Consider the following 25333-nt stretch of genomic DNA (forward strand, 5'->3'; position numbering starts at 1 on the left):
ATCCTTTTTTACTGCTAAACTTTTAGCTCTCTAAAATTGCGATCAGTTTTACATTAGCGCGGGGCATAGGTCGAGTACGATCCGGCATTTCCGCCATATGGATAGGCGTAATTAATCTCTTCCTCAAACACCACGTAGTCCAGATAAATCATCAACAATAGATAACGTCTGCCGGTTTGCGGATCGCTCAGGACGATATGGTCTCTGCCGGCTGCTTCGATCACCCCTTTGAACACTTGAGCATTCCATTCTTCGTTGTTTTCAAACGTCATGTATACGGTTGCGCGCTTCCCCTGGTTCAGCCGTAAAATATTCTCGATATAGGACTGCTCGATTGGCAGCATCCCCGGAACATTATCGGCTGGCCCTTCCTGCTGACCCTGTGTTTGTGGCGGGTATTGCATCTGCGGCGGGTACTGTTGCATTTGCTGTGCATCCTGCTGCCTCATGCCATATGCCGGATAGTAGGCTGGGGATGCTGTTGGATAATAATAATATGGATAGGTTTGATAGGGGCTCGCGTACTGCTGGTAATTCTTATCTTGCTTTTCGCTCATGTTATTACCTCCCAGTAATGAATAGTTTTTCGCAGGTTAACAGATATTAAATCCCCACCTCAAAATAGAAGTAGGCCGCATAGTTCAGGTGGATGTAAACTGCCTGTAAAAGCCCGATTGGTTCAACTAATATGAAAGCACCCACTGAATGAAGTTTCACTTTATTCGATGGGATTATCGGAAAACAGAAGGACACTCTGATTGCAAAGGTGCAAAAAGCAATGAGCTTTGTATCTTCCTGTATTCCACTGACCAAACCATTGGGCAGGACAGTTGCCTGTCGGACGAAAGAATCATAATGTATTGGTCGCCGGATGATGGCACTCTCCCTGGATTAAGCGCCGCGCCAGGTGTTTATCCTGCTCCTGTGCCCGCTGGTAAAAGAATCCTTTCTGTGTTGTCTTAAAGCCTCCCGGGCTCTAAAAAACCATAGCTCTAATATTTCGTATATCCGTAAAGTCCAGACAATCAGCGATCACCCGGTTAATTCCGGTGTTGCCAACCATCAGCATACAGAGTCCGCTTCCGCACGTATCAAGCGGGCGAGTAGAGACACATCCTTTTCCGTATATGCTGCAACGGCCATCATTTATTCCTCATTTCCTGCTTGGGTCTTGATGTAAACTCACTAATTATGTGTATGTCATCCGCCCGGAAATGATGACAGCTAATTTTTGGAGGGGGTTCTGGGGTTGTTGCTGCTAAAGGTATTATTAAGAACCGTTAAGGAATACCAAATTCTATTCCCCGATAAAAGATTTACACTAGAATCGAAACCGCCGTTAAGAAAAAATTTTGGCAGAGTCTTTCATTATATTGATGAGCGCACGAATGAGAAGTTTTCCTCGTCGTTCGTGTCTTCAAGAAGGGGATGAGCGCACGAATGGGAAGTTTTCCTCGTCGTTCGTGTCTTCAAGAAGGGGATGAGCGCACGAATGAGAAGTTTTCCCCGTCGTTCGTGTCTTCAAGAAGGTGATGAGCGCACGAATGGGAAGTTTTCCTCGTCGTTCGTGTCTTCAAGGAGGTGATGAGCGCACGAATGAGAAGTTTTCCCCGTCGTTCGTGTCTTCAAGAAGGGGATGAGCGCACGAATGAGAAGTTTTCCCCGTCGTTCGTGTCTTCAAGGAGGTGATGAGCGCACGAATGGGAAGTTTTCCTCGTCGTTCGTGTCTTTATGCACGCGGTGAGAGTACGAATGAAATCCCGAAATTCCCCCATCAGATGCCACCTCATTAAATCCCATCTTCAGCCTGTCCCGACCCAAAACAAAAACCCCCGGCGCGCCATCTAGCGCCCGGAGGCAAAACTTTCCTATACTTTCAGGTAATCTGCAACTGCTTCCCGCGGCAGGAGATTCCCGACGAAAAATTCGCCAAACTCGCCATAACGGGAGCTTACTTCATCAAAACGCATTTCATAAACAATTTTCTTGAACTGCAGTGGCTCGTGGGCAAACAGGGTAACGCCCCACTCCCAGTCATCGAATCCCATGGAGCCAGTGATCACCTGGGTTACTTTTCCGGCGTATTTCCGGCCGGTTTTGCTGTGCTCATACAGCATTTTGCCACGATCGCCTTTTTCCAGTGTGTACCAATTTTCCTCGCTGGTGCGGCGGCGGTCCATTGGATAGAAACAGATGTGCTCCCATTTTGGCAGGATGGGTTTCAGCCGAGCCTGTGTTTCCGGCAGGGTTTCCGGGTCCACGCCGTCTTTTTGCGGGCGGTATTTGGAAAGTTCGACAACGGACACATAGGAATGTGCCGGGAGCAGGAACTCACCGAACTTCGATTTGTTCAATTCCGTTTCAATTTCCGAGAGCTCCTCCATTGTCGGGCGCAAGAACATGAAGATTAAGTCCGCTTTTTGGCCGACTACTTTATGCAGCACATGGCTGCCGTCTTTGTTTTCCTCAACTTTTTCCCATTTCACCAAGAGCTCCTCGAATTCGCGGATGGCCGCCTGGCGTTCTTCCTCAGAGACCAGCTTCCAGGATGTCCAGTCAATGGTGCGCAAATCATGTAAGCTATACCAGCCGTCCATGGTTTCAACTGCTTCAACCATATGTATCTCTCCTTTATTTTATACAAAATTAATCTGCTGTTTTTAGTTTATCATAATTGGGGAAAGTTAATCATACGCAAAAACCGGCATAAGAGATGATTCGCTCGTACAATGTCATAGGAATGTCAAAAGTGCTTTCTTTCAATAAAGCGAAAAATCCTTTATGATGAAACAGGAGGTAGGTAATGTTGAGTTTATTTGATGAAATTAAAGCGAAAGTAGAAGGGAAAAATAAAACGATCGTCTTTCCGGAAGGGCTTGATGAACGGATACTGACGGCGGCGAGCCAATTAGGCGCGGCAGGCATTTTAACGCCGATTCTGATCGGGGAAAAAGCGAGTATTAAGCAAAAAGCCGAAGAGATTGCTGTCGATGTGTCGGCAAGCAAAATTATTGATCCTGCACGGTTTGAGGAATTCGATCTGATGGTGGAAACCTTTGTGGAACGTCGTAAAGGTAAAGCAACAGAAGAAGACGCCCGGAAAATTCTGCAGGACGAAAACTATTTTGGCACGATGCTAGTGTACATGAACCAGGCGGACGGGCTGGTCAGCGGTGCGGCCCATTCAACGGCAGATACCGTGCGCCCGGCACTGCAAATCATCAAGACAAAAGAAGGCGTCCGCAAAACATCCGGCGTATTCATCATGGTGCGCGGTGATGAGAAGTATGTATTTGCCGACTGTGCGATCAATATCGACCCGGACAGCCAGGACCTGGCAGAGATTGCTGTGGAAAGTGCAGCAACAGGGGGGCTGTTTGGTATCGATCCACGGGTGGCTATGTTGAGCTTTTCCACAAAAGGGTCCGCAAAATCAGCGGAAACGGAAAAAGTTACCGAAGCATTGGAAATTGCAAAGGAGAAAAATCCATCGCTTGTGATTGACGGCGAATTCCAATTTGACGCGGCATTTGTTCCGAGCATTGCTGAGAAAAAAGCACCGGATTCTGTGCTCAAAGGGGATGCAAACACCTTCATTTTCCCAGGGCTGGAGGCAGGCAACATCGGATACAAAATCGCCCAGCGTCTAGGCGGCTTTGAGGCAGTCGGCCCGGTTCTCCAAGGCTTGAATAAACCGGTCAACGACCTCTCGCGCGGCTGCAGTGCTGATGATGTGTTTAAGCTGGCCCTGATTACTGCTGCCCAGGCATAACTTTTAAGAGGGGAAAATCAGACAACTTATGATGCACACGTTATTTTCTTTTGGAAATTGCGTGTGTATTTTTATTGAATAAAATCTATGTGAAATCGCGCGACTACCGCATGAAATCGAGCGACCCAATCCCCAAATCGAGCGACCACATCGTTCTCCCCTCACTCCTGCATCTCTACAATCTCCCTATTCCGCTTCTCCATCATTTCCAACCGCTTCTCAAACACAGCCACCTCTTCCTCCGAGAAATCCCTTTGGACAATTTCCTCGGAGATTTCATCCAGCGCACAATACACTCGGTTCTTCATGTCCTCCACTGTCAGCCGGACGCCCAACAGTTCAGAAAGCGAACCCATCACTTCCGGCTCCACGGTTGGGAAGGTAAATTTGGTCGATTCCCCGCGCTTGCTTACCTTGTAAAAGTCCCGGATTAGAGAAGCACGCTGCTGGCTGTTGCCTTCCACATCAAGATAAATTTGCACGGCCGCTCCGTCCTTAATCCTGCGCTGTGATATGCCGGCAAATTTCCGCCCGTTAATGCTCAGGTCATAATCGCCGGGACAGTAGGAGCCGACAATCTCATATGCCTCAATGTCATCGGTCAGATCACGCAGCATATAGCGGATGAAGCTGACCATCGCTTCATAGCAGTCATGAATGGAAATATGTTTAACCCCCGGCAAAATCAGGGAAATATTCAGCACGCCCTCATCCAATGCCACAGCTAACCCGCCGGAGTTCCGAACCACGACATAATAGCCTTCCTCTGCAAGAAGACGGACGCCATCCTCAATATATGGCAGGCGCGCATCCGGAATTCCCAGTACAATCGTGGGCGGATGCACCCAAAGCCTCACAGCGGCAGGAGAGTCCCCATTGCTGACCGAGGTGGCGAGTGCATCATCAATCGCAAAAGAGGTAAGCGCATTATTTGGCGAGGCATGAAAAATATTTTTATTGGTATGATCAAGGTAGCGAAAAGTGCTGGCCTTGACGACTTCTGTCCAATGTTTCATTAGGCTGCTCCTTTAAATGAACGTAGATAACCCTTTTTTCTATCAAGTAACTATTATATAATATTACAAATAGAGTCGAAAAGAAACGGGTGGAACCTTTGATGGCTTATAAAGACGAACAATTGCATGAGGAGAAAGTATTTAAAGACCCCGTTCACCGTTATGTCCATGTGAAGGATCGGGTGATTTGGGATTTGATTGCTGCGCCGGAATTTCAGCGGCTGCGGCGGATTAAGCAGCTTGGGACGAGCAATTATACCTTCCATGGAGCGGAACACAGCCGTTTCAATCACTCGCTCGGAGTGTATGAAATTGTAAGAAGGATTATCTATAATTTTCAGGACCGTCCCCATTGGAACAAAAATGAGCGGCTCTTGGCGTTATGTGCCGCACTGCTGCATGATTTGGGGCATGGGCCGTTTTCGCATTCGTTTGAGAAGGCGTTCAAGCTCGATCATGAACAATTTACGCAGGCGATTATTATGGGTGAGACACAGGTACATAAGATCCTGGAACGGGTAGAGAAAGGATTTGCGCAAAAGGTTGCCGATGTGATTGCCAAAACATATGAAGACAAACTGGTGGTCAGCTTGATTTCCAGCCAGATTGATGCCGATCGGATGGATTATTTGCAGCGGGATGCATATTTTACCGGGGTGAGTTATGGCCATTTTGATATGGAGCGGATACTTCGGGTGATGCGCCCGACGGAGGATCAGGTCGTGATTAAATCGACCGGGATGCACGCCGTCGAGGATTATATTATGAGCCGTTACCAGATGTACTGGCAGGTTTATTTTCATCCGGTTACGCGCAGTGCGGAAGTGATTTTATCGAGGATTCTGGACCGTGCCAAGTACTTATATGAAACAGGAGATTTTGCCTTTAAGCTGGAGCCGACTCATTTCATTTCCTTTTTTGAAGGGAAAGTGAAGCTGGAGGAATACTTAAAACTGGATGAGATGGTGGTGCATTACTACTTTCATCTCTGGCAGGAAGAGGATGACGCTATCCTTAGAGATCTGTGTGAGCGGTTCATGAACCGGCGGCTGTTTAAATATATTGAGTTTAACCCGAACTCGCAAATGAACGAATGGATGGAACTGCACGCTTTGTTTGAGCAGGCAGGAATTGACCCGAAATATTACCTCGTTGTCGATTCGTCCTCCGATTTGCCGTACGATTTTTACCGGCCCGGCGAGGAAGAGGAGCGCCTGCCGATCCATCTGTTGATGCCGGACAAAAGTTTGAAAGAGCTGTCCAGACATTCCGACATCGTGGAAGCCATTTCCGGGAAAAAGCGGACCGATCACAAGCTGTATTTCCCGACAGACAAATTGGATGAAATAGTGGACGAACCGGTGAAAGAGCGAATTTATGAAATATTATACGGCCAGGGAGAGATAGAAGATGTTGACTAATCATGCGAAATTGATGCAGTTTTTTTCCGTCGCCAATGAAGTGACAGGGCGAAAGAAGCTGCAAAAAATGATCTATATTCTGCAAAGAGCGAATGTGCCTTTCGAGGAAAAATATCAGTTTCATTTCTACGGCCCGTACTCCGAGGAATTGACACTAAGGGTGGAAGAACTGAGCAACCTTGGTTTTATTGATGAAGTGAAAGAGGATAAAAGCAATTATTTTCAATACCGTTATGCCATCACACCGGCAGGCCAGGAGTTCCTGGAGCAGTTTGCCATCCAGATGCCGGATATTTCCGAACGGGTGGAGACCTTAAACTGCCAGAGTTCGCGTTTTCTGGAGCTGGTGGCAACGATGATGTACTTCGGAGATCTGGAAAAGCCGGAAGTTGAAGCAAAAATTCATGCCGTCAAGCCGAAACAGAATTACAGTGAAACAGAAATCGCGGAGGGTTGGGAATTCATCGGGAAAATGACGCAGTAATATCTGTAATGTGAAAACCTTAGGGCACCTGTGCTACAATGAAATACAAAGCACATTGAAGGAGGAACTAAGATGAGTGCAGATCAATCTTCCAATAAAAATAAAAATGCCTTTACGATTATAAAAGATGATCCCACCGATGGACATGGCGGCTATGGCGGCGGTGCCGGTGCGATCAGTCTGGAAAACATGTCCCCTGTTGTTGTCGATCCTAAAGAGGAGAAGGCATATGTTGAGATGGGCGCGATGCATGGCCGCAGCGATATCGAGCGTCGTGTCAAATTCATGCCTAGTAAAGATGAGGTGCCCGATGGCAAGCTGTACTGGATTGTCTGGGTCAACGTGGAGCGTGGTGAGAACGGCCCGTTTTACGCCGGCGTGGCGGGAAGCGAAATCATTGTTGACAAACCAAACAAGCGCGCCTATAAATCCATGCCCCAGCACGTCACGCATATGGAAAAATCACTCAAAGGAAAAGTCATCGTTGAGCATATGGACGAGCTTTCCAAAAAGCTGCTAAGAGACTTCCTTGTCGAATTTAATGAGGATATGTGGAAAAATTCCTCTGATGAACTCAAAGAGGCACTCCCGGAATCATGAACATTTTGTGTCTGAACCGTGAATAAATGCTTAAAATCTTGTACTTTGATTTAGAAATTTGTAAAATAGTACTACATGGGCTGACTCATGTATTACTAGGACAAAAAAGAGGCTGACACACAGCGCGGGGCTGTTGTCAGCTTCTTTTTTGTGTGTTGGGGGGGGTGGATGGATTCGGGCGAATATGGGCGCGAATCGGGCGACCCATCCGTCAAATCGGGCGAGGTGCACTCAAAGTCGAGCGACCACCCCAGCATAACGGGCCAACTGAACGCCAATTCGAGCGACCTATCCGGCATATCGGGCGAGCACGCCAAATCGCGCAGGCCGCACGCCAAATCGCGCGACCTACACGCCAATTCGCACAGCCCACACCTCAAGTCGCGCATCTCGCCACAACCCCAACTAAAAAAACAACTCAAACCAGCGTTCAAATATCCCAAGCCCTCCGCCTTGCTCATCACCCCTCTCCACGTCATGCATACTGCAATAGGCGATCGGCTCGTTGCCTTCTTCAAAATACATCACCCGGCTCGAACCGCAGAAAGGGGTGGCGCGCTTGCCGGTGTCGGGATCGACCGGGACGCCGACCACACCGTCAGGAACATCAAACTTCTCCTGCGGCAGTCCCGCATGTGCTTTTTCCATAAAGCCGGCCCAGATATTCTTAGCAAAAGAAGAGACACCTACAGGCAAATCGCGGTTATCGTCATAACCGATCCACACCCCGGTCACAAGGGAAGGGCTGTAGCCAATCATCCAGCTGTCCGATGCGGTGGTTCCGGATTTTCCTGCATAAATCCGTGTCAGCTGATCGGCGATGGGGGAGCCTGTGACGGGCATATAGCCATTCAGTTCGCGGTCAAATATGCCTGTCAGCAGATGGGTTAAAATAAACGCACTTTGCTCATCCAGCACCTGCTGATCCTGCTCCTTTTCCCGCTCAAAAACGGTCTTTCCATTGCGATCGACAATCCGCTCCACTGTATATCCTTCCACTTCCCGGCCGCCGTTGGCAAGCATTGCATAGCCTGCGACCATTTCCTCCACCGATACAGTAGCTGTACCTAGAGCCAATGACGGCACGGCAGGCAATTTACCGGAAAACCCAAACTTCCGGGCCGTCTCCACGAGTTGTTCTGCTCCAAGCGCCATGTTCGTTTTCACCGCATAAACATTATCCGATAAAGCGATTGCCTGGGCCAGTGTGATGGGCTCGCCCGCATAGTAGCCGTTAAAGTTGCTCGGCTGATAGACCTCACCGTCTGCCAGTTCAAACGTTGTCGGCTTGCTCATCAGCATCGTCGTCGGAGTATAGCCGTTCTCCAGTGCCGCATAATACAAAAATGGCTTAAACGTGGAGCCTGGCATCCGCTTTGCCTGGGTGGCGCGGTTGAAGGGACTTTCCCGATAATCGGTTCCGCCTGCCAGCGCCCGGATCGCACCGTTAGTCGGGTCCATCGCCATTACTCCAGCGTCGATTTCCCCTGCCGTATGGAGCGTCTGCATTAGCTCTCTCTCCAACGCCTTCTGCCGCTCCACCTGCATTGTCGTATAAATCTCATACCCGCCTGAGCGGATCTCTTCCGGGTCAAGCTCCAGAATGGCTGCGACTTCATTTAATGCGGCATCCTGCAGGTAAGGGCCAATTTTTTCCTCGTCTTCTTCTTCCTCCCCGGCGTATACCAGCTTCATCGCCAGTGCATCCTGGTACTGTGTTTCTGTAATCGCATCTTCCTCATACATCGTGGTTAAAATTTGCGTCTGCCGCTGTTTGGCATTTTCCGCGTCATTCAATGGTGAGTAATACGATGGGCCTTTGGGGACGGCCGCCAGCATAGCCGACTCGGCCAGGGTCAGATCGCTTGCCGGTTTATCGAAAAAATAATTGCTGGCCGCTTCAATCCCATATGCACCATGTCCATAGTAAATTGTATTCAGGTAGCCTTCGAGAATCTCATCTTTAGAATAAAACATCTCCAGCCTTACCGTATAAAAGGCTTCCTTTATTTTCCGGATCCATGTCTTTTCATGGGTCAAATACAGGTTTCGCGCGTATTGCTGGGTCAGTGTACTGGCCCCTTCTTTGAGTGACATCGAGCGGATATTCTGCAGCACCGCTCCGGCTATCCGCTTAAAATCAAACCCGTTATGCTCAAAAAAATGCTGATCCTCCGTCAGCAATGTGGCCTCAATCACCTCAGGAGCCATTTCATCCAGACTGATCCATGCGCGATTTTCCAGCCCGCTCTCCACACCAATTACCTCCCCATCTGTGCTGAGGAGGACGGTGTTTTGCTCAATATCCAATTTTGGCGGACCGAGCAGAAAACTGATAAAATAAATTCCTGCGATAAAACAGAGCGGCAGCAGAAGGAGACCGATCCCTACTTTTACCATCCGCTTCTTATTCCCAACTATTTTTTTCATCATGATTAGCTCCAATTAATAATGTGCATTACTTTCATTATGGGAAAATTTTTGCTGAAATAAACACATGCAGGAGCCTCCTGCAAAAAAGGGGTAGCGCCAACGCCCTGTTCAACGCTATAATAGAGGAAGAAGCAGGACGGGAGCGGTGCAACCATGGAGAAAAATGTTAAAGTGGAACTTCGGACAATCATTGATGATAATGGTCAGATGGAATACAACACCCTACGTGAGCCGGGGAAATTTTATCAGAAGGGCCAAGTGGATGTGATTACGTTTGAGGAAAAAACTGAGGAGGGCACCCAGGCGGTGACCAAAAACTTGATTACGATCCAGCCGGGGAAGGTGAGCATTAAGCGTTCCGGCGTGGTGGCGATGACCCAGCAATTCCGCGCGGGTCAAGCGACGGAAAATGTCTATCACCATCCGCATGGTACAATACATATGGAAACACGAACGGAAGATATGTCCTATCAGCCCCTTAGCGAGGCAGCCTCCGGGCATTTGAAATTAACCTATGCTGTGAAGCTGAACGGGGAGGAAGCACGAAATCATCAATTGGATCTATTTGTTGAGGAGGAAACAGAATGAACGTCTTGGAACAAACGGAAGAAACATTAAAGCAGGAAATCGCTGCAGCGGCGATTCAAGCAGGCCTGGCATCCGAAGCGGAACTCCCTGCGGTTAATCTGGAAAAACCGAAAGAAAAGGCACATGGGGATTTTGCCACTAACATCGCCATGCAGCTTGCGAGAATTGCTAAAAAAGCACCTAGAAAAATTGCTGAAGATATTGTGGAACAGCTCGATAAGTCGAAAGCTCAGGTGGAAAAAGTGGAGATTGCGGGACCGGGCTTCATCAACTTTTTCATGAAACAGGACTTTCTCGAGGAGGTCATTCCTGCGATCCTTGAAGCGGGAGAGACATACGGCCGCACGAACACCGGCAATGGAGAGCGGGTGCAGGTGGAATTCGTTTCGGTCAACCCGACAGGTGATTTACACGTGGGCCACGCGCGCGGAGCAGCTTTCGGTGATGTACTTTGCAATATGCTCGAAGCTGCCGGATATGAGGTAGAACGGGAATATTATATCAACGATGCCGGCAATCAGATTGACAACCTTGCCCTGTCGGTGGAAGCACGCTATTTACAGGCGCTTGGCCAGGATGCGGAAGTGCCTGAGGATGGCTACCGAGGAGAGGACATCGTGGAGATCGGCAAATCACTGCACAAGGAATATGGCGATAAATGGCTGCGAGAGCCACAAGCGGACCGCTTGGCATTTTTCAAAGAATACGGGCTGGATTTCGAGCTGGGTAAAATTAAGCAGGATTTGGCGGACTTCGGTGTGGAGTTTGATAGCTGGTTCTCAGAACGAACACTGTATGACGGCGAGCAAATCAGCGGCGCGCTCCAGACGCTGAAAGACGGCGGCTATATATATGAAGAAGACGGTGCCACATGGTTCCGCTCCACGGATTTTGGCGATGACAAGGATCGTGTGCTGATCAAAGGAGACGGAAACTTTACGTACCTGACGCCGGATATTGCCTATCACAAGAATAAGATGGATCGCGGATTTGATCAGATTATTAATGTGTGGGGCTCTGACCATCACGGGTATATCCCGAGGATGCGTGCAGCCATCCAGGCGCTCGGCTACCCGGTGGAGAAATTCGATGTGAAGACGATCCAAATGGTTAACCTGTTTGAGCAGGGAGAAAAGCAGAAGATGAGCAAGCGCGCGGGTACAGCAGTGGGCTTAAGGGAATTGATGGAGGAAATCGGCATCGACGCCGTCCGCTATTTCTTCGTGGCCCGCTCCAACGACTCGCAGCTTGATTTCGATCTGGATCTTGCCCGTTCCCAGTCCAATGACAATCCGGTCTTCTATGTGCAGTACGCCCATGCCCGGATTTGCACAATGCTGGAGCTTGCCAAAAGCCGCGGTTTTGAGACAGAGGGAGATGTGGATGCATCCCTTCTGACAGCAGAAAAGGAAACCGATCTCCTTAAAAAATTAGGCGAATTCCCGCAAGCCGTCGCGGATGGAGCGGAAAAGCACGCACCTCAGCGCGTAACGAATTACGTGTTTGATCTGGCTTCACTGCTGCACAGCTTTTACAATGCGGAAAAAGTCCTCGACCCGGACAATGAGGACTTGACCCGTGCAAGGATCGCCTTGATGAAAGCAGTGCGGATTACGCTTGCCAATGCAATGGGGTTGATTGGTGTGAGGGCGCCGGAGAAGATGTAGATAGTAGCAAAAAAGCCGGTTTCGCTCTGGTAGGATGTTCAGAGCTGAGACCGGCTTTTTTTCCTGTTAAATTCTTCTTCTGTCACACGTATTTGTTTTTCCATAAGTGACCATTATATGGATCCGCCCCAATTAATCAAGACACTGATGACTAAGGCAACCCAGGATATACTGATTGCGATAATGACAAACGGAAAAATATACCGGAGCCATCTTCCATAAGGTACCCTGCATAATCCAAGCATTGCCATTAACCCACCTAATGTAGGTGAAAATAAATTGGTAAGACCATCCCCAATTTGGAACGCCAAGATTGTCGATTGCCGTGTAATGCCTAGTATATCGCCAACAGGAAGCATAATGGGTAACGTCACGACTGCCTGGCCGCTGCCGCTTGGTATCAAAATATTAATAACCGATTGGGACATGGTCATGAATACAGCAGCCAGCGTTGTTGGCAAATATTCCAGTACCGATACAAGACTATGAGCAACGGTATCACTGATATTTCCATGGTTCAGGACTACCTGGGTCGCCATGGCCACACCGATCAGAATAGCTGCCAATGCACTCGGTTCAAGTGCTTTTGAAAATACATGAGCGATTTGACTGGCATTCATTCTTGCAATAATCCCGCAGACAATGCCGATTATGAGATATATCGCAGCAACTTCATTGATATACCATCCTTGTGTAAAAATACCAATGAGCATAATGATAATTCCTGAAAAAAACACAAGCAGCATGGCAATATCTTGTTTCCTCATGTGATAGGATTCAAGTGATTTACTAAGTGTCATGTCCTGGGTATCAATGTCATAACCAAGGCTTTTATCCGGGTTCTTTAAAATCTTTTTAAAATATCTAACGTTAAAATAAGCTAATACAGATAAGGTGAAAAGCACTAACACACTTCTAAAAACCCATCCCGAAAAAAGTTCCATTTCCGCTATCCTATGCCCAACACCAACCGTATAAGGATTGAAAGGAGAAAGGCCAAATCCCACAAGCACACCGCCTATGGCAATACCCGCACCGAGCATTGCATCTCCGCCGATGGCAACACTTAATAAAACAGCAATCGGAACAAGGGCGATATTATTCTCAAGGCCAATAAATATCCCGAAAAAACCGTAAACAAAGGTCATAATGACAACAATAAGAAAACGCCTTTCAACACCTGCTTTACGAACGAATGTCCCAACTGTATTTTCAAGCATCCCCGTTTTTTCTAACAATCCAAACATCATAGCTGCGGCAAATGTGACAAAGATGATGTCTGACATTTCCTGGAAACCTACAGGAATCGCAGTAAATAAGTCCATAATCCCAACAGGATTGCTCTCTGTGTATTCGAATGACCCAGGGATGGTCCGGGTTTGATCACCAACGGTTTCTCTGTCATACGATCCGGCCGGAATAATATATGTCAGAATAGCTGCGGCCAAAACAATAAAAAATAATAATGCCAATGGGTGTGGAATACGATCCAACAATGTTTTACTTTTCTTTTTATCTTCCATATTCATTCATCCTTTGTGTAGAGTTAAAAAACATTTATCAACAGCAAAACGATCACGATTACGCTTCACAACTTGGGGGCTGCATCATCATTAAATTGCCCCAATGCCCGCGAACATCCGCAGCAGGCAGCATTGCTTGCATAATCATCGTCTCCGTTCGTCCTATATTATCATATAATGCACATTTTCTGTTCGGTTTTCTTCGTACGAGGGGCCATTGAATTTCTTCGGTTTATTTACGGCAAGATGCAGGAATTCCTGATTTTGTGTCGAAGTTATGGAGGAGTAAATATGGAAAGTGAGGGTGCGGTTATGAATAGCCCGATTTTGAATCAGATTGGAACGGTATTTATACCAGTAAGCAATATTGAAAAAGCAAGGGATTGGTATTGTGAAATATTGGGACTGCCTGTGGATGGAGAGATCCAGTTCGGGCATCTGTATGTCCTGCCCATGAAAGGGGCGGGAGTAGTGCTGGACAGCAAGATCTTTTCGGAAGATGCGATTTTCAGAACGCCTGCTCTCCATTTCAATACCGAGGATATTGAGGGAGCGTACGCGTTTATGCAGAGCAAAGAGGTTGAGTTGACTACTGAAATCCAGCATCAGCATTATTTCAATTTTAAAGATCCGGATGGGAATCTTTTGATGGTGTGCCAATGCTGAGATTTTGCCAAGGGGTTAAAAGGTATTTATTGTTATTTGAATTATTGAGTAGTAAGAAGGTAGCCAAAATAATTCACTGGAGGTTGGAAATATGAAAGAGATACCACAAATTGCCTTACGGGCTGAAGACGATCTAAGGGAAATTCCATCAGCAGAGACAGATTTATTTGAGTACAAGTCTAGTAAAGTGCCACTTGATAAACTTAAAAATAAAATATCAGTAGCTGCTTCAGCTTTTTGGAATGCGGGTGGAGGTTTCTTTATTGCAGGAGTTAATGATAATGGCGAAATTGATGGAGGAATTGATAAATATAAAGGTAAGCAGGATATTCGGGATTGGGTCGATAATGCCATTAAATTAACGGAACCAACTGGAGAGTATTCAATTAATATCATAGAAAATAATTTAGATGACTCAAAAATTGAGGACAATAAAGTAGTTATTGTTATTTGTTTTTTTGAGAGTAATATGATCCCTCATATGGCGTATGATAAAAAATATTATATCAGGGTTGGTGCACATTCGGGTGCGGCTAACCATTATTTAGTCGAATCACTAAGGTCCCTAAGAGGAAATGCAAAACCCAATTTAAGAGGAATAATGGAATACCACCCAACTAAACCCCGTATAGAACAATTAGCTGTTATTGCACTTAATGAAGGAGTAGCTTTAGATGTGAAATTAAATTTTGATCCACTGCCTTTAGCTTTCAAGCAATATTTTTCAAATGAATTCCCTTTAGAAATCGCAGCTATCGATAAAAATAATCCTTTTACTATGGAAATATCTGGATTTGGATTTAGGGAACAAGCATTTGGAAAAGATCCAGTAATGCTAAAATTAGAGTATAAGGATGTTCTAGGCAACATATATAAATCGGAACAGGAGATTAGCCCTCAGAAGAACCTACAACCAATGACAATAGGTGATGATATATTTAAAGAATTAGTTAATGCAATTGAGAATTTGACAAGAAAAATAAAATAGAAAGAAGAGCATCCGTTTTTCGATTTGTATGTATAAATTTTTTCAATGAAGGATTTGTATAAATTATGAAAAAGTCAAAGAGTAATGATATTACCAGTATACTTTCAACCTACATTTCCATGATTACTCTTGGAATTATTTTTATAAGTGTTAACAATTCATCTCTATTCTTTTTTATTGGTATAGGATTATTATTTATCGCATCGATGGCTGGAACAGAGGAATTGAAAAAAACGGGAATAGAAATAAATTATATTTATTTTATCTACATAGGGATTATCCTAAATGTGGCTGCAATTTTTCTATGGGCGCAATTGGGTAAACTTGGCAACTGGCTTGAACACATTTTTGTTAGTAGTGACTGGGTAATCATTGTAATAAGAGTTATTTTTCTTTTATTAATGTACTTACCAATTTTCGCTTTATGCAGTGGTTTAATAGGTATAATCGTTAGTATTATTACCAACGCAAATAACGAGAGTAATAAAGAAAATGCAAAAATGCTTATAAGTTTTTCGGGAGTTATTATTTCATTTCTAACTATGTTAATAAGTGTTTATAAGCTATATTTTTAATAAAATATCTTTGTCGTGCTGGTGGTTATCCCGATTAAGGGGAGCTCGTGCTTATGTGGCCCTTTGGTTACTCCAATTCCCATTTACGGAATAAAACTCTCGAAAATTATGAAAGTAATACATAGTAAAACAATTCGGAGGGTTGTTTGGTGACAAAAGTCGTAACATTAGAAAATGTATCAAAAAAGTTTGGTAAAGTTCAAGCAGTAAATAATGTTTCATTTTCTATTGAAAAAGGTTCAACGGTAGCGATTCTTGGACCAAATGGTGCGGGAAAGACAACGACTATATCGATGATGTTGGGATTGCTTGATCCAAATGAGGGAAAGGTAGAACTCTTTGGACAAAGCCCGAAACAAGTAGTTGTTCGAAATAAAATAGGTGCAATGATGCAAGAAGTAAGTGTCATGGATCTGTTGAAGGTCGGTGAAGTTTTAACTATGTTTAGAAGCTATTATTCATCCCCGCTATCCATGGAAGAACTAATTGCTTTAACTGGACTGGATAAAGACGATTTGAAGAAGAAGGCAGAAAATTTATCCGGTGGGCAAAGAAGAAGATTAGGTTTTGCCATTGCCTTAGCTGGAAACCCGGATTTAGTTTTTTTGGATGAGCCTACCGTGGGACTGGATACAACTGCGAGAGGTGAATTTTGGAAAAAGGTAGAGTCATTAAAGGAAAAAGGTAAAACGATCATTTTCTCCACTCATTATCTCCAGGAAGCAGATGATTTCTCAGACCGGATTATTCTTTTTAATAATGGCGAAATCATTGCAGATGGTAACCCGGAAGACATCAAACGGAATCTTACAACAAGAAGTGTTTCTTTTGAAACAGAGGAGCCAGATGCCGTCATGAGGATGGAAAGGGTAAATACCGTGGTGAAATGCTATGAAAAAGCTGGCACAGTATATGCCGTCACGGAGGATACGGATTTTGTCTTATCGGAATTGTTCCGTTTAAATATTTCTGCTAAAAATATCCGTATTAATCAGGGCAGATTGGATGATGTTTTTGAACAATTAACGGGTGATAAAGAGGAGGCAGAAGCGGGATGAAGGGAATTTTTACACAATGCAGGTTTGAAGTGATACGTATATTCAGAAATCCATATTATGTATTCTGGTCCTTAATGATGCCGATAGTCTTTTATTTTATTTATACGAATGTTTTTAACACGGAACTCCCAAACCCAGATGAATGGCAGGCTTACTTTCTAATGTCTATGGCTACTTTTAGTGTGATGGGATCAGCGGTCATGAATTTTGGCATTCGTATGGTGCAAGAGCATACCCAAGGATGGGCAAAATTCATGAAAATAACTCCATTTCCTTCTTGGGGGTACTTTTCAGCAAAGATGTTCGGTCAAATGGTCATGCACGCATTATCAATAATTGTAATTTTTCTTGCTGGGTCTATTATTAATGGAATCACCTTAACTGCAGGTCAATGGATTGCTGCAGGAGCTTGGATATTGATTGCTTCCATCCCATTTCTGGCATTGGGCTCATTGATCGGGACAATGAAAAAAGTGGAAACAGCAAGTGGGGTCAGTAACATTCTGTACCTAGGTTTAGCTGTTTTAGGAGGAATGTGGATGCCAATGGAGGTATTCCCGCCGCTATTACAAAATATTGGCGAGTGGCTGCCATCCTATCACTTTGGAAGCGGTGCGTGGGAGATTGTGCTCGGAAATCCTCCTGAATTGTTAAGTTATCTCATGTTAATTGGATATATGGTTGTTTTTATGTATTTAGCTGTATTTATTCGGAGGAAGCAGCAGGCGTAGGAAGTTTAAGAAGCCTATGGAAAAAGACGAATATATTCAAATAGCAGATGAGGGATAGCGAAATGAAAGAAATTTAAAGGTATCTTAATAGTTATCATGTTGCGGGATTTTGTTTAACAAGGAGGGGGGGTTCACATTTTCCCAGGTAAAAAAATCTTGGAAACATGGCACAAGTTCGATAATTTCCCGATGGAAATATTAAGTAAGTTATGGGTTTTTAATCAAGAAAAAGAGGGTTCACAAAGAGATGTTTCTCTTATGAAAGAACATCGACAACGATATGGGCTTTCTGGTAATTGTTTCGATCTAACTATTTGGTTACTTGATGAGTTAGGAAAGAATGGGGTTGAAGCATACCCGATAGGACATGATCTAAATACTGAAGATGCACACGTGGCGGTGATTGCATTAGATGAAATAGGGAATCGTTACTTGTGCGATTTAGGGGATCAATGGATTGTTCCTGTCCTGATTGATGGTAATAGTGAGGACTTCGGTTTTGATAAACACAGTAGGTTTTTTCCAGCGGCAGAAATACAGGTTTAACCCCTTGGTGAAAATGTAGAAATCCTTTACCACAGACCGAATGGAAAAGTCTCAAAACAAATGTATGATACAACACCTTTAGAGAAAAAGGCCTTTTTAAAAGCAGCTCAAACTTCTCAAAGTATTATTAGGTCCACACCATTAATAGAGTGCCGAGTTCCGTATAAAAATGAAATTGCACATTGGGAATTCGATAATTGGGATATTTCTTTAAGCACAACAGAAGGTTTATATAAAGAGCCAAGAAAAGGAACAATGATTGATTTAATAGAGTTTATAAGTAATAAAACTGGGTTTGACAAGTATTTATTACATGAAATTCTAGAGCAATATAGAAGGTGGAAATAGTGTTCGAGAATAGGCAATAACGGAATAAGCGAATAGGCTTAATTATTTATAATACAAGGAGATATAACATATGGAAGACCAAAATCTATTCAAGATTATGGATGTGCCTGGATTCGATCACCAAATAGGCAGATTAGTTTCTATGATGAACTATGCAAGATTTACAACCTTAAATACGGTAAAGGGACTAACCATAGAACAACTTGATTATCTTCAGGACGAGAATAGCAATACCATAGGTTCCCTTCTTATTCATATGGCAGCTGTCGAGTTCGGTTTTCAGATTGAGCTATTTGATAAGAGAAAACCAAATGAGGAGGACAACAAGGAGTGGGGAGCAGCGTATGGTCTTGGAGATCGGGGACGCAAAGAGATAAAAGGGCATCCTCTGGAGTTTTATTTGGAGAAGCTGAATAAAGTACGGGAAAGAACCTTGAGGGAACTGAAAGGCTTTAGTGACGAGTGGCTATATGAAGAAAGGCTGTGGGATGGATTGCCATCGAACAATTATTTTATTTGGTTTCATGTTTTTGAAGACGAGATAAATCATAGAGGCCAAATTCGGTGGTTGAGAAGGAGGGCAGAACAGGCTGGTTTGCAGAACAAATAGTTGGGAGTTAACACGAATGGACTTTTATCAAAAATCAATAGATATGGCAGCGATATATAGGGGGAATTCAAAGGTAGAAGCTATTATATTGGCAGGTTCTGTTTCAAAGAACTTACAGGATGAGCATTCAGATATTGAATTACATATTTTGTGGTCATCTGCTCCAACAGATAAGGATCGCAAAGGTCCAATTGAAGACGTTAAAGGCACAATCTTATCGTATTATCCTTATGAAGAAGAAGAGTGGTCCGAAGCTTATTTGGACCAAGATGGCATTAAATTTGAGATAAGCAGCTTTCTGTCTACAACCGTTGACCGTTTTATTTACGTTGTGATTGACAGATATGAAACTGATTTTAATAAACAGTGTATTGTAGCATCTATTGATGATGGTATTAGCCTTTTCGGGGATGAAAGAGTTAAGGCGTTAAAAAATAGAGTTGCTACATATCCACTAGAACTTTCCAAACAAATGATTACGGAGAACCTTTGGCTGAGTAATCGATGGAATAATCGACATGCGCTATTAAAAAGGGAAGACTGGTTAATGCTTTACGATGTCATCTGCGGAGTACAAAAGAAACTGTTTGGTGTTATGTTTGGTTTGAATCATATGTACGTCCATCATCCTGTTTTTAAATGGATTCAGTTCAATATTGAACAGATGCGGATTAAACCGAAAAAGCTTTATGACAGAATGACGAATATATTGATGGGTGATTCGCAGAAGGCTATACATGAATTGGAGGTATTGGTAGAAGAGGTAATTGTATTAGTTGAGAAGTATCATCCTGGACTGAACATTAGCGAGCAGAAGGAAAATATTAGATATGTGAAACAGCGAAATAATTTCGGGTCTTAAACGGCAAGTTTAACGGAATAAAGAGGGGGGCTATTTCTGTCAAAAGGATTACTTCACCACATTGAAATATATGTCTCTGATTTAAATAGATCCGTTGATTTTTGGGGTTGGTTACTTGAAGAGTTAGGATACAGTCCTTTTCAAAAGTGGGAAAGCGGCCAAAGTTGGAAGATAGATGATATTTACATCGTTTTTGTTCAAACAGAAGAGCGGTTTCTGGACGTTCCTTACCACAGATGTCGTGTTGGTCTAAATCATTTAGCATTTCACGCAATTTCACGCCAGCACGTTGATGATATGACTAAGAAATTAAAAGATAAAGGGACTACTATACTTTATACAAACCAGCATCCATTCGCTGGTGGAGAAGACCATTACGCTGTTTATTTTGAAGATCCGGATAGAATTAAAGTGGAACTTGTAGCTCCTTAACTGTAAAACAAATGGACGCGACCTTTGGATCCAGTTCATTATCTGAAACTGCTATGCACATAAAGATGAAGACATTACTGGCTGTATCTTTCAAAATCGGAATCGAAGAACAAAAACTAAGGGAACTCACGAAAAACTCATTTGTAAAATTAAATTTTGTAAAAGTATGATTTTAAAAAGAGGAGCCTTGATAGGTGGGTTAGAGACATCCTGTTATTGAGCGATGTATTGCTGACTTACAATCTATTAAATAAAAGAACGGAGGTGGATATTATGAAAAGGGTCGACGTAGTCTATGCAATAATACAAAATCATTTAGGCCAATTTCTTATGGTTGAGAATGAGGGTAAAAGTTGGAGTTTGCCAGGTGGAGCAGTTGAAGCAAATGAGACACTTGAAGCGGCAGTAGTTCGTGAAGTTTATGAAGAGACGGGCTTGAGCATAGAAGCAAAAGGTATAGTGGCTATTAATGAGGCGTTTTTTAAGGAATCTGGCAATCATGCAATCTTTTTTACATTTAATGCGACCGTAAGAGAAGGGAATGTCCATATAATAAATCCTGAAGAAATAACCAACATTCAATGGGTAGAGGTTGAAAAAGCGAATGAGTTAATGCCATATCATGTTAATGGTGTAGAGCCACTGATTGGTCAGATCATCCCTTATACATATCAAAAATAATGGTGATCTGTATTTATTCAATGAGCAACAGCTTTTACCTATCTCCTTTATCAAGTCTGGATGTAGGTTATCGGAAAGCGGAATAGGTGGGCGAGAATATGGAATCTAAGCTAATTATCATACGAGGAAACTCTGGGAGCGGAAAAACAACGACTGCGAAAAGTCTTCAAAATCATTTCGGGCGTGGAACGTTAGTGGTTGCTCAGGATGTCGTTCGCCGTGACATGTTGAAGGTTCACGATAGAGAGGGGAACCTTTCCATTGATTTGATTCGCGAAATTGCAAAATATGGTAGAGATAAATGCGAAGTTGTGATTGTGGAAGGTATCTTGAATAAAACTCGTTATGGTGAAATGCTGAATAACTTGATCCAGTTTTATAATGAAAGGGCATTTACTTATTATTTTGATCTACCTTTTGAGGAAACAGTCATACGTCACAACACTAGGGCGAAAAAGATGGAATTCGGAGAGGATTCCTTACGTTCCTGGTGGAACCCAAATGATTATCTTGGCGTAGATAGAGAAATGATATTGACGGAGAATATGTCAGAGAAGGATGTTTTGGAGCTGATTTTAGATCAACTAGAATGATTGTTCGAAATTGGGTTTGAAATACTAGATTGCTAGCTCTGAGAGGGAGGAGTAATGGAAAATCATAAATTCCATGAGTTTTTAAGTATAGCAAGAAAATTGAATGAGATACAAATTACACCATTGTTAATGGGGTCAGTTGGTTTAGAAGTTGTTACAGAAAAGAGCTGGGATGCTCAGGATTTAGATATTCATGTCCCTGGTGATAAAAGAGGCTGGGAAGTCCCTGCTAAAAAAGCTATTTTTGATTGGGATCGTATAGCGCGGCTTATGGAATCTCTTGAATATCGCTTAGTAGATTTACATGAGCATGAATTTGTGAAAAGTGGTTTATTCGTCGGGTTTGGCGTTATTGATACTTTGCCGTCTTTTGCGGGAGTGATGTTAGAGGACTTGGAAATTCATAAAAAGGAAGGGGCAAAATTTTACTTATTAACACCGAAACAGTATTTACGTGTTTATGAGGCTTCATTGCAAGACAGTTATCGAGCAGATAAAAATAATTATAAAGATATACATAAGATTGAGTATCTAACAAAGGCATAATTGTTGAAAATCAAATGAACCTTTTCGCCCCTCCAACTGTATAAGTTAGTAAAAGTATGAAAAGGAGTCGATAAGGTATGGCTTTAGGATGGATCATCAGTACGATTGTAGCAGCAATTCTTGGAACGACATATGCAGTGCTAATTGCGTCGATGAATAAAAAAGTTGCTCGGGATAAAAAGGGTGATATTGACTTTAGCAAGTCGGACATTTATTTCCACTGGACGAGATGGGATTATGTCATCATTATAGCTGCTATTCATACATTTTTGTGTATAATGGGCCTTTTGTTATTTTTGCTTCGGGGCGACAACATCGACAGCCCTTGGATACAATTTTTCATTCATCAAACGTTCGTGTTTTCATTAATCACATTTATCTGGTTCATTACCAGGATCGCATTTGTATTTAAAGGGATAAAAGCGCGGTGGTCGGATGAGTTCAAGTAAAGAGGCGGTATCTGCGGATATGGAAAAGCGGAATGAGCTTTTAATGGAGGAACTGTTTGTTGCCTATAGAACGCCAATTTACCAGTTTCTCTACCGGTATTGCCAGGATGAACAACTGTGTTTTGATCTCGTGCAAGATACCTTTGTCCGTTTTCATAAATACCAGGATCATTTCGATGAGAATAAATCCAGTATCAAAACGTATTTGTTCCGCATGGCTTACCAGCTCATGATAAATCGGATAAAAAAACGGAGCCGAATGAAAAAAATACTGCCATTTTTATATGTGCAAAGTCAGCAACAGAGCTTTCCACACGAAGACAAACTCACGGTGCAAGCAGCAATTCAGCAACTGCCCGATGAACAACGGGCAGTTATTCTATTAACCTACTATCATGATCTGTCGCAAAAGGATATTTCGGAAATTCTTGAAATCCCGGTAGGCACCGTGAAGTCACGGCTGCATGCTTCACTGAAAAAATTGAAAGAATTACTGGAGGTGAACAAATGAGTAAAAGGGAGATCCCAGATGAGCTTCACAACAAGCTGGATGAATTTCACGTGGAAATGCCGGACATCCCAGTGAAAAGAAGCAGGCTGGAACGACTGGCAAACTGGATTTATGCTCCGGCAAAGGATCCGTTGGAAATATTGGGTGTAAAGGGGAATTCCATTGCTCGAGTGGCATTTTACCCGCTCATCTTTTTGCTCGTTTTGTTTTTTGCACCGGTTTTCTTTATTTGAAGTTTATAGAGAGAAATTCAGTGAGTGAAATAGTAGCTACACAAAAGGGACATCTGATTACTATGACGAGAGAAATATTAAAGAAATGACGGAGGGTTTTATGTCTAATTCTATACAGGATAAACATGAAGATTTCATCCAAACTCATGATGCTTATTTCTCTAAATGGGCTGATGTGATGAAAACCGGAGATACTTCCCAACTGGAAAAAATCATGTCGGCTGAATATTACGTCACCTTTTTTATCCGCGGTCAAGAAAAACCTGCATTTTTTAATCGCTCAGAGGCTGTGAAAGGTATGCGTCAATCCGTTTCTTTTCATGGCGGTGAGAAAAAGAGGTTTGAGAACAGGGTCATTCGGTTAAGAAACGCCAAAAATGCAGTTGTTTTTTACGAACAGGTTCTCGAGAAAAATGGCGAGGAATTAGCTCGTTTGTTTACGATTGAGAACTGGTACAATAATGGTGAACAATGGAAAATTATCCGGGAAGTGCAAGAGCATGTTTAGTTAAGTAACGGAATTTTCATCAACTTAAACTGCTAAATGAGTCAATTTAAGGAGAGGATCCAATGAAGGTTCGGCTTACGGAATACGATGAGAACTGGATTCGAATATTTGAGGATGAGACTCAACTTTTAAGAAGGGTATTTGGCGATGAGGTAATAAAATTTGAACATTTTGGCAGCACTTCTGTACCAGGGTTGAAGGCAAAACCTGTTATTGACATGATGTGCCTTGTTCAAGACATTGGGAAAATCGATTCATTCAATGAACAAATGCTATCGCTTTGCTATGATGTTGCTGGCGAATGGGGCATACCAGGCAGAAGATTATTCCGTAAGGGCGGGGAAAACAGAACCCATCATATTCATGTTTATCAAATTGATCATCCTCAAATTAAACGACATTTGGTGTTGCGAGATTATTTAAGGACCCATCCTGCAGAAGTCGAACGATATACACGTTTTAAAGAAGAATTAGCCGGGCGGTATGATGATACGAGCTTCTACAGCAAAGCAAAAAAGCCATTCGTGAAGGAAATGGAGCAGAGGGCACTTGATTGGTTTGAGCAGCATAAACAAGGAGGCTTATATTTTGGAGAAATTTCAAGAGAAGAACTTAATTACAATGACACTTGATAAAGTGGATTTTCAATTACAAGAAAGACATAACTTCAATTGGTTAAAACAATTGGGGAGTGTTTTTTGCGTGTTTGATCAACAGGATTCAGGAAATATAAGTTTCGGTGTGGAGAAAGATGGTCAAAAGTATTTTGTGAAATATGCCGGAGCAAAACCTGTTGACTTTACTGGAAACACGCAGGATGCTATCGGACGGCTGAAAAAGTCTGTGCCAGTTTACCAATCGTTAAAACACCCAGACCTAATAAAGTTTTTAGATCATTTTTCCACTGAAAATGGTTATGCACTGGTATTTGAATGGTTTGAAGGCGAATGTTTGCATTCTCATTGGTCGTTTGGCGGAGCAGCAAAATATACGAACCCTAAGTCACCGTACTATCGTTTTAAGAAGTTAGAAGTGAAAAAACGTTTAAAGGCCTTAAATGCGATCCTTTCTTTCCATACTTATGCAGAATCGCAAAACTATGTTGCAGTAGACTTTTATGATGGCAGTATTCTATACGATTTCAAGAATGATGAAGCAAAAATATGCGATATTGATTTTTATCGAAAATCACCTTCTGTAAATGATATAGGTGAGAACTTTTGGGGTTCAACTCGTTATAAATCACCGGAGGAATATGAACTTGGCTCTCCAATCGATTCTGTTACGAATGTCTTTAATCTTGGGGCGATTGCGTTTGGGCTACTGGGGGGCGAAAAGGATCGATCCTTCTCAAAGTGGGACGCTAATCAAGGTCTTTATGAAGTTGCCATAAGAGCTGTTGATGAAGATCGCAGTAAAAGGTATTCAACCGTGAAAGAATTTTATGAGGCTTGGAAGATTAATCAATAAAAATTTAAACGTGGACGATTTC

30 protein-coding genes and 1 pseudogene are annotated in these 25333 nt (G+C 43.2%); 25 read left to right on the forward strand and 6 right to left on the reverse strand.

Going from position 1 to position 25333, the window contains the following annotated elements:
- Positions 1-53: 53 nt before the first annotated feature.
- From gerQ to hemQ, 3 genes and pseudogenes are all read right to left on the reverse strand, one after another.
- On the reverse strand, positions 54-557 hold the full coding sequence (gerQ, locus tag CEG13_RS00595) for a spore coat protein GerQ (protein ID WP_100009831.1): 504 nt from the start codon (positions 555-557) through the stop codon (positions 54-56).
- Between the two features lie 174 nt (positions 558-731).
- A pseudogene (locus CEG13_RS00600) lies at positions 732-1143 on the reverse strand (cell wall hydrolase).
- A 725-nt stretch (positions 1144-1868) separates the two neighbouring features.
- A complete protein-coding gene (gene hemQ, locus CEG13_RS00605; RefSeq protein WP_100009832.1) occupies positions 1869-2618 on the reverse strand; it encodes a hydrogen peroxide-dependent heme synthase in 750 nt (249 codons plus the stop codon).
- Positions 2619-2803: 185 nt separating this feature from the next.
- On the opposite strand from hemQ, the gene pta reads away from it, so the two are divergent.
- On the forward strand, positions 2804-3772 hold the full coding sequence (gene pta, locus CEG13_RS00610) for a phosphate acetyltransferase (RefSeq protein WP_192869504.1): 969 nt from the start codon (positions 2804-2806) through the stop codon (positions 3770-3772).
- Between the two features lie 161 nt (positions 3773-3933).
- Here the strand turns inward: pta and CEG13_RS00615 are convergent, their stop codons facing one another.
- Positions 3934-4788, reverse strand: a complete 855-nt coding sequence (locus CEG13_RS00615; protein WP_100009833.1) for a lipoate--protein ligase family protein — start codon at positions 4786-4788, stop codon at positions 3934-3936.
- Positions 4789-4889: 101 nt separating this feature from the next.
- On the opposite strand from CEG13_RS00615, the gene CEG13_RS00620 reads away from it, so the two are divergent.
- The 3 genes from CEG13_RS00620 to CEG13_RS00630 all read left to right on the forward strand — a co-directional run bounded on the left by CEG13_RS00620 (position 4890) and on the right by CEG13_RS00630 (position 7293).
- Complete coding sequence (locus tag CEG13_RS00620; RefSeq protein ID WP_100009834.1) at positions 4890-6209, forward strand: HD domain-containing protein; 1320 nt, start codon at positions 4890-4892, stop codon at positions 6207-6209.
- Positions 6199-6693, forward strand: a complete 495-nt coding sequence (locus CEG13_RS00625) for a YwgA family protein (RefSeq protein ID WP_100009835.1) — start codon at positions 6199-6201, stop codon at positions 6691-6693. Before CEG13_RS00620 ends, CEG13_RS00625 begins: the two co-directional genes overlap by 11 nt.
- A 72-nt stretch (positions 6694-6765) precedes the next feature.
- On the forward strand, positions 6766-7293 hold the full coding sequence (locus tag CEG13_RS00630; protein WP_100009836.1) for a YwhD family protein: 528 nt from the start codon (positions 6766-6768) through the stop codon (positions 7291-7293).
- A 405-nt stretch (positions 7294-7698) separates the two neighbouring features.
- On the opposite strand, the gene CEG13_RS00635 is transcribed toward CEG13_RS00630, so the two are convergent.
- Complete coding sequence (locus CEG13_RS00635) at positions 7699-9726, reverse strand: transglycosylase domain-containing protein (RefSeq protein ID WP_239984523.1); 2028 nt, start codon at positions 9724-9726, stop codon at positions 7699-7701.
- A gap of 153 nt (positions 9727-9879) precedes the next feature.
- Here CEG13_RS00635 and CEG13_RS00640 point away from each other — a divergent pair, with 153 nt between their 5' ends.
- Positions 9880-10314: a YwiB family protein gene (locus tag CEG13_RS00640; protein WP_100009838.1), complete on the forward strand. Its 435-nt coding sequence runs from the start codon at positions 9880-9882 to the stop codon at positions 10312-10314.
- The gene (gene argS / locus CEG13_RS00645) at positions 10311-11981 is read left to right on the forward strand and encodes an arginine--tRNA ligase (protein WP_100009839.1); all 1671 of its coding nucleotides are present in this window, start codon (positions 10311-10313) and stop codon (positions 11979-11981) included. Before CEG13_RS00640 ends, argS begins: the two co-directional genes overlap by 4 nt.
- 113 nt (positions 11982-12094) lie before the next feature.
- Here argS and CEG13_RS00650 read toward each other — a convergent pair whose 3' ends face one another.
- The gene (locus CEG13_RS00650; protein WP_100009840.1) at positions 12095-13504 is read right to left on the reverse strand and encodes a YfcC family protein; all 1410 of its coding nucleotides are present in this window, start codon (positions 13502-13504) and stop codon (positions 12095-12097) included.
- A 312-nt stretch (positions 13505-13816) separates the two neighbouring features.
- Here CEG13_RS00650 and CEG13_RS00655 point away from each other — a divergent pair, with 312 nt between their 5' ends.
- From CEG13_RS00655 to CEG13_RS00740, 19 genes are all read left to right on the forward strand, one after another.
- Positions 13817-14170, forward strand: a complete 354-nt coding sequence (locus tag CEG13_RS00655) for a VOC family protein (protein WP_100010532.1) — start codon at positions 13817-13819, stop codon at positions 14168-14170.
- 91 nt (positions 14171-14261) lie between these two features.
- On the forward strand, positions 14262-15158 hold the full coding sequence (locus CEG13_RS00660) for an AlbA family DNA-binding domain-containing protein (RefSeq protein WP_100009841.1): 897 nt from the start codon (positions 14262-14264) through the stop codon (positions 15156-15158).
- A gap of 65 nt (positions 15159-15223) precedes the next feature.
- Positions 15224-15733, forward strand: coding sequence for a hypothetical protein (locus CEG13_RS00665; protein WP_100009842.1), 510 nt, complete (start codon positions 15224-15226; stop codon positions 15731-15733).
- A gap of 149 nt (positions 15734-15882) precedes the next feature.
- Positions 15883-16791 carry an ABC transporter ATP-binding protein gene (locus CEG13_RS00670; protein WP_100009843.1) on the forward strand — a complete coding sequence of 303 codons (909 nt, stop codon included), beginning with the start codon at positions 15883-15885 and terminating at the stop codon, positions 16789-16791.
- On the forward strand, positions 16788-17522 hold the full coding sequence (locus CEG13_RS00675) for an ABC transporter permease (protein WP_100009844.1): 735 nt from the start codon (positions 16788-16790) through the stop codon (positions 17520-17522). The genes CEG13_RS00670 and CEG13_RS00675 overlap by 4 nt, the downstream gene beginning before the upstream one ends.
- A 156-nt stretch (positions 17523-17678) precedes the next feature.
- The gene (locus CEG13_RS19005; RefSeq protein WP_239984524.1) at positions 17679-18068 is read left to right on the forward strand and encodes a hypothetical protein; all 390 of its coding nucleotides are present in this window, start codon (positions 17679-17681) and stop codon (positions 18066-18068) included.
- A gap of 60 nt (positions 18069-18128) precedes the next feature.
- Positions 18129-18416, forward strand: a complete 288-nt coding sequence (locus CEG13_RS19010; protein ID WP_239984525.1) for a hypothetical protein — start codon at positions 18129-18131, stop codon at positions 18414-18416.
- 70 nt (positions 18417-18486) lie between these two features.
- Positions 18487-19026, forward strand: coding sequence for a DinB family protein (locus tag CEG13_RS00685; RefSeq protein ID WP_100009845.1), 540 nt, complete (start codon positions 18487-18489; stop codon positions 19024-19026).
- 16 nt (positions 19027-19042) lie between these two features.
- Positions 19043-19888 carry a DUF4037 domain-containing protein gene (locus CEG13_RS00690; protein ID WP_100009846.1) on the forward strand — a complete coding sequence of 282 codons (846 nt, stop codon included), beginning with the start codon at positions 19043-19045 and terminating at the stop codon, positions 19886-19888.
- Between the two features lie 36 nt (positions 19889-19924).
- Complete coding sequence (locus CEG13_RS00695; RefSeq protein ID WP_100009847.1) at positions 19925-20320, forward strand: VOC family protein; 396 nt, start codon at positions 19925-19927, stop codon at positions 20318-20320.
- A gap of 273 nt (positions 20321-20593) precedes the next feature.
- Positions 20594-21001 carry an NUDIX hydrolase gene (locus CEG13_RS00700; RefSeq protein WP_100009848.1) on the forward strand — a complete coding sequence of 136 codons (408 nt, stop codon included), beginning with the start codon at positions 20594-20596 and terminating at the stop codon, positions 20999-21001.
- 98 nt (positions 21002-21099) lie between these two features.
- A complete protein-coding gene (locus CEG13_RS00705) occupies positions 21100-21594 on the forward strand; it encodes a kinase (RefSeq protein WP_100009849.1) in 495 nt (164 codons plus the stop codon).
- 54 nt (positions 21595-21648) lie between these two features.
- Positions 21649-22140 carry a phosphoribosylanthranilate isomerase gene (locus tag CEG13_RS00710; protein ID WP_100009850.1) on the forward strand — a complete coding sequence of 164 codons (492 nt, stop codon included), beginning with the start codon at positions 21649-21651 and terminating at the stop codon, positions 22138-22140.
- Positions 22141-22217: 77 nt separating this feature from the next.
- Positions 22218-22589 carry a hypothetical protein gene (locus CEG13_RS00715; protein ID WP_100009851.1) on the forward strand — a complete coding sequence of 124 codons (372 nt, stop codon included), beginning with the start codon at positions 22218-22220 and terminating at the stop codon, positions 22587-22589.
- Positions 22576-23100, forward strand: a complete 525-nt coding sequence (locus CEG13_RS00720; protein WP_239984526.1) for an RNA polymerase sigma factor — start codon at positions 22576-22578, stop codon at positions 23098-23100. The genes CEG13_RS00715 and CEG13_RS00720 overlap by 14 nt, the downstream gene beginning before the upstream one ends.
- Positions 23097-23333 carry a hypothetical protein gene (locus tag CEG13_RS00725; protein WP_100009852.1) on the forward strand — a complete coding sequence of 79 codons (237 nt, stop codon included), beginning with the start codon at positions 23097-23099 and terminating at the stop codon, positions 23331-23333. The genes CEG13_RS00720 and CEG13_RS00725 overlap by 4 nt, the downstream gene beginning before the upstream one ends.
- Before the next feature lie 100 nt (positions 23334-23433).
- The gene (locus CEG13_RS00730; protein ID WP_100009853.1) at positions 23434-23841 is read left to right on the forward strand and encodes a hypothetical protein; all 408 of its coding nucleotides are present in this window, start codon (positions 23434-23436) and stop codon (positions 23839-23841) included.
- A 62-nt stretch (positions 23842-23903) separates the two neighbouring features.
- The gene (locus CEG13_RS00735) at positions 23904-24473 is read left to right on the forward strand and encodes a GrpB family protein (protein WP_100009854.1); all 570 of its coding nucleotides are present in this window, start codon (positions 23904-23906) and stop codon (positions 24471-24473) included.
- Positions 24463-25311, forward strand: a complete 849-nt coding sequence (locus CEG13_RS00740) for a protein kinase domain-containing protein (RefSeq protein WP_100010534.1) — start codon at positions 24463-24465, stop codon at positions 25309-25311. The genes CEG13_RS00735 and CEG13_RS00740 overlap by 11 nt, the downstream gene beginning before the upstream one ends.
- Positions 25312-25333 lie beyond the last annotated feature (22 nt).

The sequence above is a fragment of the Lentibacillus sediminis genome, assembly GCF_002763455.1.
Classification (GTDB): domain Bacteria; phylum Bacillota; class Bacilli; order Bacillales; family Amphibacillaceae; genus Lentibacillus_D; species Lentibacillus_D sediminis_A.

Excerpts from the sequence above, each read along its gene's own strand:
- CEG13_RS00700 (WP_100009848.1), top strand. The coding sequence starts at position 20,594 with ATGAAAAGGGTCGACGTAGTCTATGCAATAATACAAAATCATTTAGGC.
- CEG13_RS00725 (WP_100009852.1), top strand. The coding sequence starts at position 23,097 with ATGAGTAAAAGGGAGATCCCAGATGAGCTTCACAACAAGCTGGATGAA.
- CEG13_RS00735 (WP_100009854.1), top strand. The coding sequence starts at position 23,904 with ATGAAGGTTCGGCTTACGGAATACGATGAGAACTGGATTCGAATATTT.
- CEG13_RS00655 (WP_100010532.1), top strand. The coding sequence starts at position 13,817 with ATGAATAGCCCGATTTTGAATCAGATTGGAACGGTATTTATACCAGTA.
- CEG13_RS00665 (WP_100009842.1), top strand. The coding sequence starts at position 15,224 with ATGAAAAAGTCAAAGAGTAATGATATTACCAGTATACTTTCAACCTAC.
- CEG13_RS00630 (WP_100009836.1), top strand. The coding sequence starts at position 6,766 with ATGAGTGCAGATCAATCTTCCAATAAAAATAAAAATGCCTTTACGATT.
- CEG13_RS00690 (WP_100009846.1), top strand. The coding sequence starts at position 19,043 with ATGGACTTTTATCAAAAATCAATAGATATGGCAGCGATATATAGGGGG.
- CEG13_RS00715 (WP_100009851.1), top strand. The coding sequence starts at position 22,218 with ATGGCTTTAGGATGGATCATCAGTACGATTGTAGCAGCAATTCTTGGA.
- CEG13_RS00635 (WP_239984523.1), bottom strand. The coding sequence starts at position 9,726 with ATGATGAAAAAAATAGTTGGGAATAAGAAGCGGATGGTAAAAGTAGGG.
- CEG13_RS00730 (WP_100009853.1), top strand. The coding sequence starts at position 23,434 with ATGTCTAATTCTATACAGGATAAACATGAAGATTTCATCCAAACTCAT.
- CEG13_RS00685 (WP_100009845.1), top strand. The coding sequence starts at position 18,487 with ATGGAAGACCAAAATCTATTCAAGATTATGGATGTGCCTGGATTCGAT.
- CEG13_RS00660 (WP_100009841.1), top strand. The coding sequence starts at position 14,262 with ATGAAAGAGATACCACAAATTGCCTTACGGGCTGAAGACGATCTAAGG.
- CEG13_RS00615 (WP_100009833.1), bottom strand. The coding sequence starts at position 4,788 with ATGAAACATTGGACAGAAGTCGTCAAGGCCAGCACTTTTCGCTACCTT.
- CEG13_RS00740 (WP_100010534.1), top strand. The coding sequence starts at position 24,463 with ATGACACTTGATAAAGTGGATTTTCAATTACAAGAAAGACATAACTTC.
- CEG13_RS00640 (WP_100009838.1), top strand. The coding sequence starts at position 9,880 with ATGGAGAAAAATGTTAAAGTGGAACTTCGGACAATCATTGATGATAAT.
- CEG13_RS00705 (WP_100009849.1), top strand. The coding sequence starts at position 21,100 with ATGGAATCTAAGCTAATTATCATACGAGGAAACTCTGGGAGCGGAAAA.
- CEG13_RS00625 (WP_100009835.1), top strand. The coding sequence starts at position 6,199 with ATGTTGACTAATCATGCGAAATTGATGCAGTTTTTTTCCGTCGCCAAT.
- argS (WP_100009839.1), top strand. The coding sequence starts at position 10,311 with ATGAACGTCTTGGAACAAACGGAAGAAACATTAAAGCAGGAAATCGCT.
- hemQ (WP_100009832.1), bottom strand. The coding sequence starts at position 2,618 with ATGGTTGAAGCAGTTGAAACCATGGACGGCTGGTATAGCTTACATGAT.
- CEG13_RS00710 (WP_100009850.1), top strand. The coding sequence starts at position 21,649 with ATGGAAAATCATAAATTCCATGAGTTTTTAAGTATAGCAAGAAAATTG.
- CEG13_RS00720 (WP_239984526.1), top strand. The coding sequence starts at position 22,576 with ATGAGTTCAAGTAAAGAGGCGGTATCTGCGGATATGGAAAAGCGGAAT.
- CEG13_RS19010 (WP_239984525.1), top strand. The coding sequence starts at position 18,129 with ATGTATGATACAACACCTTTAGAGAAAAAGGCCTTTTTAAAAGCAGCT.
- CEG13_RS00675 (WP_100009844.1), top strand. The coding sequence starts at position 16,788 with ATGAAGGGAATTTTTACACAATGCAGGTTTGAAGTGATACGTATATTC.
- CEG13_RS00620 (WP_100009834.1), top strand. The coding sequence starts at position 4,890 with ATGGCTTATAAAGACGAACAATTGCATGAGGAGAAAGTATTTAAAGAC.
- pta (WP_192869504.1), top strand. The coding sequence starts at position 2,804 with ATGTTGAGTTTATTTGATGAAATTAAAGCGAAAGTAGAAGGGAAAAAT.
- gerQ (WP_100009831.1), bottom strand. The coding sequence starts at position 557 with ATGAGCGAAAAGCAAGATAAGAATTACCAGCAGTACGCGAGCCCCTAT.
- CEG13_RS00650 (WP_100009840.1), bottom strand. The coding sequence starts at position 13,504 with ATGGAAGATAAAAAGAAAAGTAAAACATTGTTGGATCGTATTCCACAC.